The organism is Herpetosiphon gulosus (assembly GCF_039545135.1).
In the GTDB taxonomy this organism is placed as follows: Bacteria; Chloroflexota; Chloroflexia; order Chloroflexales; family Herpetosiphonaceae; genus Herpetosiphon; species Herpetosiphon gulosus.
This window is the reverse complement of record NZ_BAABRU010000014.1, coordinates 13,986-24,775: the sequence shown is the minus strand read 5'-3', so window position 1 is coordinate 24,775 and position 10,790 is coordinate 13,986. Positions and strand designations below refer to the sequence as shown.

At 51.1% G+C, this 10,790-nt stretch carries 5 protein-coding genes; 3 read left to right on the top strand and 2 right to left on the bottom strand.

Annotated features, from left to right (window positions below; genetic code table 11):
• Positions 1–30: 30 nt before the first annotated feature.
• The gene (locus tag ABEB26_RS18505) at positions 31–2,346 is read right to left on the bottom strand and encodes a rhamnogalacturonan lyase family protein (RefSeq protein WP_345723520.1); all 2,316 of its coding nucleotides are present in this window, start codon (positions 2,344–2,346) and stop codon (positions 31–33) included.
• 386 nt (positions 2,347–2,732) lie between these two features.
• Positions 2,733–4,193: a cellulose binding domain-containing protein gene (locus ABEB26_RS18500; RefSeq protein WP_345723519.1), complete on the bottom strand. Its 1,461-nt coding sequence runs from the start codon at positions 4,191–4,193 to the stop codon at positions 2,733–2,735.
• A 977-nt stretch (positions 4,194–5,170) separates the two neighbouring features.
• Here ABEB26_RS18500 and panC point away from each other — a divergent pair.
• From panC to ABEB26_RS18485, 3 genes are all read left to right on the top strand, one after another.
• Entirely contained in the window at positions 5,171–6,001 is an 831-nt protein-coding gene (gene panC / locus ABEB26_RS18495) for a pantoate--beta-alanine ligase (RefSeq protein WP_345723518.1), read from the top strand.
• Between the two features lie 261 nt (positions 6,002–6,262).
• Positions 6,263–7,897, top strand: coding sequence for a hybrid sensor histidine kinase/response regulator (locus tag ABEB26_RS18490; RefSeq protein WP_345723517.1), 1,635 nt, complete (start codon positions 6,263–6,265; stop codon positions 7,895–7,897).
• A gap of 4 nt (positions 7,898–7,901) precedes the next feature.
• The gene (locus ABEB26_RS18485) at positions 7,902–10,778 is read left to right on the top strand and encodes a GAF domain-containing protein (protein WP_345723516.1); all 2,877 of its coding nucleotides are present in this window, start codon (positions 7,902–7,904) and stop codon (positions 10,776–10,778) included.
• Positions 10,779–10,790: the final 12 nt, after the last annotated feature.

Here is a 10,790-nt window from a genome sequence, read left to right as displayed (position 1 = left end):
CTTTGGTGCTTAAATTTGAGCTAGATCAATTTAGCGCAAGTAGATACTCGGTTGCGGTGGGTTGCTCATGCCGTCGCCCAAGAAAAAGCTGGGATGCGGCGGCTGATTGTAGGCGGTGTTTTGCCAAGCAATCGCCACTCGATATTGGGCATCGTGCATCAGGGTGAAGATGCGGCGGTTGGTGCTGGTGCTGGTTGAATAAATTCGTAGTGCCGTGTTATCGCTGGTCCGCCAAATCACCTCTTCGCGCCAATCGCCCAAAATATCGCCGCTGAGCGCTGGAGTGGATTTGGTGCTGTTGTTGGAACTAACATTGCTGCCAGTCAACAAGCGCGTATCGCCCGCTGTGCCATATTTGTCGATGCGGGTGGCATCGAGTAATTCACGGACTGGGTCGCCATCCCACCAAATCAAGAAGTTGGTGGCCGATGGCTTGCGGCCAAGGGTTGCGCCGCTGACGCTACGCAAATTGCTATCCATCGATGACCACGATTCAGCGCCTGGGCTGCCCGCCCAAATATCGCCCGAAACGCCGCGCCCGTTGTCGCCGCCTGCTGCTGTTTGCCACAAAATTTGGCCTGTGCGGGCATCGGCAAACCACGAGCTAGGCTTGGATGCATCTTCGCTGACTTTATATACTTCTAAGCCAGCCCGACTTGGATCGAGATCGCCGACGTGCATGGCATCGCCGTGACCGTTGCGGGTATTCCACAGCGGCTGGCCATTATCATTAATCGTCATGGCTCCGAAGATAACCTCATCTTTACCATCTTGATCGACATCGGCAATCGAAAGGCTATGATTACCTTGACCAGCATATTGGCTGCCCGATACATTGCTATCGAAAGTCCAACGCTTGGTCAGGCTGCCATTGCGAAAATCCCAGGCAGCGATTACGCTGCGAGTGTAGTAGCCACGGCTCATAATCAAACTAGGGCGTTGACCATCGAGGTAGGCAATTCCACCCAAAAAGCGATCAACGCGGTTGCCATAGCTATCGCCCCACGCCGAAACCGTGCCCCGCGCAGGATCATAATTGACGGTCGAGCGAATCACGCCAGTTTGGCCATTGAACACGGTCAAATATTCAGGGCCAGAAAGAATATAGCCGCTGGAGTTACGATAATCAGCGCTGGCATTGCCAATCACTGTACCTGCATTATCGCGCGTGCCATCGGCAGTTTTGGCGGCAACTTCGGCCTTGCCATCACCATCCAAATCGTAGACCATAAATTGGGTGTAATGCGCCCCAGCCCGAATATTACGACCTAAATCGATGCGCCATAAACGGGTTCCGTTCAATTTATAGCCATCAAGATAGACATTGCCAGTATAGCCAGATTGCGAATTATCCTTGGAATTGGTTGGGTCCCATTTCAAGACAATTTCGTATTGACCATCGCCATCGAGGTCGCCGACGCTGGCATCATTGGCGGTGTAGGTGTAGGCTACGCCATCGGGAGTTGTGCCACCAGCCGGAATTTGCAACGCCACATCGAGATAGCCATTGGCAAAATTAAGCGAATTTTCTGAGGCAGTTTGTTCAACCCCATCAAGCACAGGTCGCACCGTATAAACGCTATTGGCCGCCGCGCCGCTATCCAGATAGCTGGTGGCATTGGTAATTGGACTAGCGTTAACTTTGGTTGTGCCACGGTAGAGGTTAAAGCCAATCGAGCTAGGATCAGTGCCAAACATGCGCCAGCTCACAAAATTATTGCTGCCTTGGCGCACGCTGATAATCCCACGATTGAGTTTTTCCATTTGGCGGCCTGTGGTTGTGCTTGGGGTGGCTGTCGGCACGCTGGTTGGTGTGCGGGTTGCCGTCGGCACGCTGGTTGCAGCATTGGTTACGGTTGGTATGCTGGTGGCAATACGAGTGGCCGTCGGAACACTGGTTGGCGTGCGCGTTGCCGCTGGAGTAGTTGCCGTTGGGCTGACGCTGCCACCACAAACAACACCATTGACCGTAAAACTACTAGGTGCGGCCAAGTTCCCAGTCGTGGTGGCGGTAAATCCAAAGCTTTGGCTGTCAGCAGCGGCGATGTTCGCATTCCAATCAACGTTTTTGGCACTAACTTGGCTGCCACTTTGGCTAAAGGTTGCATTCCACATTTGGCCAATTTGTTGGCCGCTGGTAGCACTCCAAGCAACTGTCCAGCCGTTGATCACGCTGGTTCCAGTGTTGCGCACCACCACATCGGCTTGAAACCCACTGCCCCATTGGTTGGTGATCGTATAATTAACTTGGCAACTTAAGCCAGTTTGGGCATTGGTGTTGGTATAACTCAAACTACTCAGTAAGATTGCAATTAATAGCAGGCAAATTCGCCAGCGATAGTTCATGGTTTTGGTACTCCTTATTTGAGAGGTCAGGGATCAGAGGTTAGGGGCTAGGACGCTTGAAACCACTCTTGAGCGATCAGGGATCAGAGGCTAGGGGCTAGGTGTAATGGTTTATCGCGTTAACAACGGCCAGCATGCCCTCACCCCTAGCCCCCGCTCCCGCACGCGAGGCGAGGGGGAACCGTGCCCTCACCCCCATCCCCGCTCCCGCCGCAGTGGGAGCGGGGATGGGGGTGAGGGCACGAGAACGGGTTGTTAATCCAATAAACCATTACAGCTAGGTCGATTGAAACTACTAAAGAACATGAAGAACGCGAAGGTTAATGCTATGTTCTCTGCTCTATTCTATGTTCTAACCCCTGAATCCTAGCCCCTGACCCCTCGTACTACTTCGCCCCTGCACCAGCCTGAACTGAACTGCTGAGTGAGCTAGCCAAATCGGCGCTGTAGCTGTAGGGCGGCGTGAAGGCAACACCAGTGCTAATTTGGTCGCCGCTGGTATTTTGGTAGAGGTTGCCCACGGCCTTGAGATCGCCATCGTGCAAGCGGTGCGGTGTATTGACCCCGATAAAGGCATTATTTTCGAGCAACACTTTGGACTGATAGCCTGAGCTAACACAATAATCGTTGCCCGTGGTGGTGTACAAATTATTGAATACGTGAATTTTGCCGAAGCGCGTGCGTGGCATGCGCTGCATTGCCCCACCAAACCACCAGTTATGATGGAAGGTCACGTTTAATTTACCGCTATCGGTTGAGGCAGCATCATCCGAGCTACCAATCAAATTCGAGAAACGATGCTCTTTGTTGGTGGTATAGCCGAATTTGCTCCACGAAACTGTGATGAAATCGGAGCCATTATTGATATCGAAGTTGCCATCTTGTCCATTGGTAATCGTCAAATGATCAACCCAAATGTGGTGCGAATTGCTAATCCCCAAGGCATCACTGCCAGCACGGCAGTTATCGTAGCTTGAGCAGCTATTGCCGTTGATCGCAAAATTTTGCAGAATAATATTTTGTGAGTTTGAGATCTTGACATTACCTTGAATCAAGGCTCCATTGCTGCCGATGATCGTTTTGTTCGAGGCGACGGTCAGCGTACCTTGCATCGTGCCTGAGAACTTGATAATCATGGGTGATGATGATTTGGCATAGTTTTGTAATTCAGTAAAGTTAACTGCGGTAACCGTGCTGCCACCTGCACCGCCAGTGGTTGTGCTCAAACCTGCGCCCGCAACCGTGGCCCAGCCAATCAAACCATTGCTCACAGGTGGATTGGTTGGAACGACGGTAGCAGTGGCAACTGGAGTACGGGTTGCTGTTGCCACAGGTGTGCGGGTTGCGGTCGCGGCTGGCGTGCGGGTTGCCGTGGCAACTGGAGTCCGCGTGGCGGTCGCTGCTGGCGTGCGGGTTGCGGTTGGGCTAACGCTGCCGCCACAAACAACGCCATTGACTGTAAAGCTGCTTGGCACGGCCAAGCTCCCAGTCGTGGTGGCAGTAAACCCAAAGCTTTGGCTCCCACCAGCCGCAATGCTAGCGTTCCAATCAACATTTTTAGCACTAACCTGCGTGCCACTTTGGCTAAAGGTGGCGTTCCACATTTGGCCAACTTGCTGACCACTGGCAGCATTCCAAGCAACCGTCCAGCCGTTGATCGCGCTGGTTCCGGTGTTGCGCACCACCACATCGGCTTGAAACCCGCCGCCCCATTGGTTGGTAACCACATAATTAACTTGGCAACTGAGGCTAGTTTGGGCATTGGTGATTGGGCTTTGGATTGCGCCAATCAAGGCAGTGGCTAAGCCGGTGGCAATAACCCAACGTCGGGCAATTGATAATTTCATTGGTAAACTCCTTGTTTGAGGGATCAGCCGTCAGATGCTAGGGGTCAGATCGATTGAAATTATGAAGAACATACATTAACGTTTGGCTATGTATGATGGTTCATCAAGTTCGCAACCAATTCTGTCCCTCACCCCCCTGCCCCCTGCGGCGGGCGAGAGTAGCACTCTTGGAGCAATTCCCCCTCGCTCGCGTGCGGGCGAGGGGGTGAGGGCATCCCAATGCTCTTAATTACTGAATCCTGACCTCTACAATACTTAATACGCTGTTTGAGACCGCTCCCAAGCACAACTCCCATCCAGCGATGTTTCGATCCCTAGCAACGACATTGCAACGCTTCGGCGCATCACAATAATTAAATCAATCGGTAAATCCTTAACAATCATTAAAAACAAAGCCTAAAAAAAAGTGTGTGCCGAATAGCAGGAATAATAAGATGCCAAGATAAATCATTCAGCACAAATCGAACTAGATCATAGAAATAATGTTCAATCCATCATTTCTAAGTCATTACCGTCATTAATAAATTAGACAATCGAATGATTAATTCTATCAAAATCTGAGCCAAACTTAGGTTAATTTAACCAAGAATGATTCTCAATAATTCCGACTAGGCTCGAAATAATCATTTTTTGTCAATTCATGTTTTAACAAATTACATCAATAGAAACTTATTACAGTCATTGGAATACTTTCATATTCATGCAAATTTGTTCATATGTGCATGATGCTAACATAGTTAAATAATTAACGCAACTTAATTTTTTAGATTTTTTTAATAAAACATCCAGATCTATATCATGCCCAAGCTGAGATTAAGCAAGCCTCAATCAAAAAAAGTCATTTCGTGTTATCAAAATGTTAGGCAAAACTTGGTATAAATTAAAAATTCCCGTTACAAAACTGCCAATTTGGCGCTTTCGTGCAGATTGAATTAAGATATTTGTTAGCAAGCGTTTTTGTGGCTGAGGAACTAATAATGCAAGTTGTAACAACGATTGAAGCAGTTCGGGCGGCGCGTCGCCAGTGGGCTGAGGTTGGTTTTGTACCAACCATGGGCTTTTTGCATGCTGGGCATCTGAGCTTAGTTCAACAAGCCAAAGCCGAAAACGGAGTGGCGATCGCCTCGATTTTTGTCAATCCAACCCAGTTTGGCCCCAACGAAGACTTTGCGAGCTATCCGCGGGATACGCCACGCGACCTAGCGTTGTTAGAAGCGGCTGGTTGCGATTTGGTCTGGATGCCCAGCGTCGAAGAAATCTATCCAGCGGGATTTAGCAGTTATGTTGAAGTCGAAGGAGTGACCGAACCACTTGAGGGCGCTCGCCGCCCAGGCCATTTTCGCGGCGTAGCCACGGTTGTGACCAAACTATTTAATGTCGTTCAGCCAACCAAAGCCTATTTTGGTCAAAAAGATGCCCAGCAAACCGTCGTTATTCGCCAATTTGTGCGCGATCTGGCTATACCTGTAGAAGTGATAATCGCCCCGACGATTCGTGAGGCCGATGGTTTGGCGATGAGCAGCCGCAACAGTTACCTAAATGCTGAGCAACGCGCAGCAGCTCCGGTGCTTTATCGGGCATTGCTAGCCGCTCAAACCGCCTATGCTGCTGGCCAAACCGATGCTGAGGCTATTCGCCAATTGATGCTAGCAACGCTGGCTCAAGAGCCACTAGCCCAAGTCGATTATGTTAGCATCGCCGATCCGCGCAGCTTGCAAGAACTAGCCACGATCAATCAGCAAGGCGCGTTGGTATCACTGGCAGTGCGCATCGGCAAAACCCGTTTAATCGATAATCTGGTCGTCTAGGGCAGGATTAATTTAATGCAGAGGCGCAAAGGATTGAAACCACGAAGAACGCTAAGAACGCTAAGGCTTTTGTCCTATAAGTTTAGTGCTCTTCGTGTTCCTTTGCGGTTAAATCATCTCAAGCTTTTGTCTCTAGCTTTTATATTCTTTTGCTTTTTGACTTCTGCCTTTTGACTTTTCATTTGTCCTTGCGTTCTACGCTTCTCTGTCGTATGATTTTGGCGAGAATCTCCTTGTTGAGCATTGTAGAACGGCGAGCCTATGGCAAGTGGTCAAGAAACGATTCTAGTGATCGACGATAGCGAAGCAATTCGGGTCAAACTTCAGGCTCAATTGCGTTCGCTGGGCTATCAGGTCGTGTTGGCTGAAACTGGGCGAAATGGGCTAAACGCGATTACCCAACATCATCCGCACCTCATTTTGCTCGATTATCAACTGCCTGATACCACCGGGTTGGATTTGCTGCGCAAGCTGCGCACCGATGGCAATACCGTGCCAATTTTGCTGATGACCGCCGAAGGTTCCGAGCGCATCGCTGTAACGGCCTTCAAAATGGGCGTGCGCGATTATTTGATCAAGCCTTTTGAGCCGCAAGATGTTGCTCAGGCGATTGATCGGGCGCTGCGTGAGTGGCGTTTACAACGTGAAAAAGAAATCTTGCTTGGTCAATTACAAGGCCAAGTGCGCCAATTAACGGTTTTGCATCGGGTTGGTAAGGCTGTAACCGCCCAACTTGATGCCAGCAATTTGCTTGAACGAATTGTTGAAGCCTCGGTCTTTCTTTCGAATGCCGATGAGGGCTTTGTCCAATTAATTGATGATAATCAGTTGGTTGTGCGAGCCTCACACAATATTAATCCATTGCATTTGCGTGAGCTAAGCAAACATACCGATTACGAGCTGGCGACGCGCACAATCAAAACTAACAAACCAATTCGAATCAATTCTGAGCGCGATGGGATTCGGGTGCAAGCTAATTATTTGGCCCAAGCTGTGCTCATGGTGCCGTTGCTGGTTGGGACTGAGGCCTTGGGGGTTTTGACCGTCGCCGCGACAACCCATCGCCGCAACTTCGACGAAGGCGATGAGCGTTTGATGCAGATGCTGGCCGACTATGCCTCGATTGCCTTGCACAATGCCCGCACCTACAGCGCATTGCGCGAAACCCAAGGGCGCTTGGTTGAGGCGGAAAAATTATCGGGCATGGGGCGAATGGCGGCTTCGCTGGCTCACGAAATCAACAATCCGCTGGCGATTATTCGCTCGGGCTTGGAGTTGGTGGCCCAACAACATACGCCTGGCACGGCACTTGGCGATTTGGTGCAAGGGCTAGATGAAGAAGTGGCGCGGATTGCACGGTTGCTCTATACCTTGGTGAATTTCTATCAGCCCAATAATGATGGTGTGCCGCCAGATCTCAATCATTTGATTATTTCACTGATGCACATCACCAAACCACAACTTGATAAAGCCAATGTTAAACTGTACCAAGAGTTGGCGACCGATCTGCCAGCGCCAAACATTAGCAGCGATGCCTGCAAGCAAGTTTTGATCAATTTGGTGCGCAATGCGATTGATGCGATGCCCGATGGGGGCAAATTGACCATTCGCACGGCCCATCAAAAGGGGCAAATTTTTGTCAATGTTGAAGATAGCGGAATTGGGATTCCCCCCGAACATCGCGAACGTATTTTTGAGCCATTCTTTAGCACTAAAGGTGTGACGGGAACGGGGCTTGGGCTTTCTGTTGTTTATGGTATTTTGCAACAAGTTGGCGGCGCAATTTCGGTAGAGAGCATCGTGGATCAAGGCTCGAACTTTACCTTGCGCATTCCAGTTGCAGCCCAACGCAGCCAATCGCCTGATCTTGATTCCGATGAATTGTTGATTGGTTAATCCGATGAATGAGTTGCCATTACAGATCTTGGTGGTCGATGACGAGCCACGCTTGAGTGGTCAGTTGCGGTTGTTATTGGAAGGGCAAGGCTACAGCGTAACCACGGCGGTTGGGGGTGCTGCGGGCATTGCCACGCTCCAAGCAAGCGACGTTGATGTCGTGCTGACTGATGTTACCATGCCTGATGTTGATGGCTATACGGTGTTGCAATGGGTGCGCGAAAATCGCCCAGACATGCCGATTATCGTCATGACTGGCTATGGTTCGCTGGAAAGTGCCACCCGTGCGCTGCGCTTAGGGGCTTACGATTATATTTTGAAGCCCTTTTCGTTGCCAACGGTGCAAGCAGCCTTGAATCGGGCTTCAGCAGCGGTTTCCAAGCGGCGTGCCGATGGTCAGCGTACTGCCGAGCTTTCAGCGATCGCGGCAATCGCCCGCCAAATGGGGCGCTCGCTGGAGCCAGTTGCGATGGCCGATGCCACCTTGAGCGCAATCGCCGAATCAACTGGCGCTCAAGTGGCCTTGCTCTACACCGCCGCTGAAAATGGCATGCGCTGGCATTTATGGCGACACGTTGGCCTGAATGAGCAACTGATTCAACAATTAGCCGAATTGTTTCCGCCCAGCCCGCTGAGCAAAGCGACGATCGTTTGGGAAGATCGCCCGCCGTGGTTGGCCGAACTGCCCTATGAATTGCTGCAAAGCCTGTGTAGCAGCGTTGGCGGCAAGGTTGCTTGGGGGGCATTGCCACTTGATGCCGGCCCACAAGCCTTGATGGCTTTGGTGCTAGTTGGCTCAAGCCGCAAAACCCAAGCATGGTCGCCGCCATTTTTAATCTCGCTAGGTAATGCCTTGAGCATGGCCTTGGTTAATACGCGCCTATTCAATGCAGTGCGCGAAGAACGCGACCGCTTGCGTTTGCTCTATGGCATCAGCCGCGAGTTGGCTAGCTCGCTCGACCCCGATCAATTGCTTTCGCGAATTATTCAACACACCGTGGCAGCAGTCAACGCTGAACGTGGCAGCATCATCATCTCATCGCAAGATGGCCGCACGACCCAGCGCATCGTTGCGCGGTATGGTATGGATCAATCGGTGACCGAATCGGTAGCGGCGGCGCTGTTGCAAGCGGGGCTTTCGGGCTGGGTCTTTCGTCAGCGTGAAGCCGCGCGGATTGCCGATGTGCGCGTTGATAAACGCTGGGTCGAATTGCCCTCAACGCGTGGTCGGGTACGTTCGGCCTTGGCTGTACCCTTGCTGCGCGAAGATCAAGTGCTCGGCGTGATGACCTTAACCCACCCACGGATCGACCATTTTAGTGCTGCCGATTTGGAATTGGTGCGTTCGGTTTCGGCTCAAGCAGCCGTAGCGATTGAAAATGCCAATTTATTTGCTGAGCTAGAGCAGCGAGTGTTTGACCTTGAAGGCTTGAATTCGACCAGCCGCGAATTGGCTAGCTCGCTTGATCCGCTGGAAGTAGCGCGAAAAGTCGCCTATCGCTGTGCCGAAATGCTCGATGCTTCGATGGTGGCGCTGCTGCATGTCGATGATAAACAAGGCACGTTGCCCTTGGTTTCCTTGATTAACGGCCAAGAACAACCATTGTTGAAGTTGGGGCCGATTAGCGCCGCTCTGAACGATCAAGAGCCAGTATTGTTAACCTCGGCTGGCAGTCAAATTGAACTTTTGGTCAATAACGAAGAACCCTTGGGCGAAAGCTGGATTGGCGTGCCCTTGATGCTTGGCGATGGGATCAATGGCTTGTTGATTGCTGCTGATGAGCGCCGCGATGCCTTTGATGCTTACGAGCGTCAATTGCTCACAGCCTTGGCAGGCCAAGCAGCGGTAGCCATGGAAAGTGCACGGCTATATGTCACTGCATCCGAGGAGCGCACGCTCTTGGCGGCGGTGATTGAATCGGTCAGCGACGGTATTTTGCTGACTGATGAAGGCCAAATTGTGGTTGCCAACCCTGCCGCTGGCGCGATTGCCGGAGTTTCCAATAGTCGCTTGGTCAATCAGCCCTTGCTGACCTTCTTCCCGATGTTGGCAATGCTAGCCCGCCGCGAAGATCACGAAAGCAAAGAAATTGCCATCAGCAATCGCTATTATGCGGTCAATACTGCGCCATTGCAAAACAGCTCCTTGGGTGGCCAAGTGATTGTGCTGCAAGATATTACCCATTTCAAAGAACTAGACCAAATCAAGAGCCGCTTTGTTTCGATGGTTTCACACGACCTCAAGTCGCCATTGACCGCGATTCAAGGCTATGCCCAATTGGTTGCCGACGGGCATATGGGCACGGTCAACGAGATGCAGCGCGATGCCTTGCAAGCAGTTGTGCGCAACACCGGTGCGATGACCGCCTTGATCAGCGATTTGCTCGATTTGGGCAAAATTGAAGCGGGAATTGGCATTTCGCCGCAAGAAACTGATTTGGCCGTGGTTTTGCGCGAAGTCATCGACGAGTTGAAACTGCGGGCCAAAATGGGTCAAATCAGCGTGCAGCCTGAAATTCCGTCCAGTTTGCCCTTGGTGGCCGATCCTTCGCGGATGCGCCAAGTCTTTACCAATATTCTCTCGAACGCAATCAAATACACACCAAGCGGGGGGCAGGTCCAAATTCGCGCTAATAATGGCGATGCTAAAATGCATGTGCAAATCCAAGATAGCGGCTTGGGAATTCCCGAAGATTCCTTGCCGCATATTTTTGAGCGTTTCTATCGCGTCAAGCGTGATATTGATTCGCCAATTGAAGGGACTGGCCTCGGCTTAGCAATTACCAAAAGCATCGTCGATGAGCATGGCGGCACAATCGAGGTGCAAAGCGTGATCGGCGAAGGCACAACCTTCAACGTTTATCTCCCTCAACACAAATAAAATCCAGACAGG

Coding starts and splice junctions, on each gene's coding strand:
- ABEB26_RS18500 (WP_345723519.1), bottom strand. CDS start 4,193: ATGAAATTATCAATTGCCCGACGTTGGGTTATTGCCACCGGCTTAGCC.
- ABEB26_RS18485 (WP_345723516.1), top strand. CDS start 7,902: ATGAATGAGTTGCCATTACAGATCTTGGTGGTCGATGACGAGCCACGC.
- ABEB26_RS18505 (WP_345723520.1), bottom strand. CDS start 2,346: ATGAACTATCGCTGGCGAATTTGCCTGCTATTAATTGCAATCTTACTG.
- ABEB26_RS18490 (WP_345723517.1), top strand. CDS start 6,263: ATGGCAAGTGGTCAAGAAACGATTCTAGTGATCGACGATAGCGAAGCA.
- panC (WP_345723518.1), top strand. CDS start 5,171: ATGCAAGTTGTAACAACGATTGAAGCAGTTCGGGCGGCGCGTCGCCAG.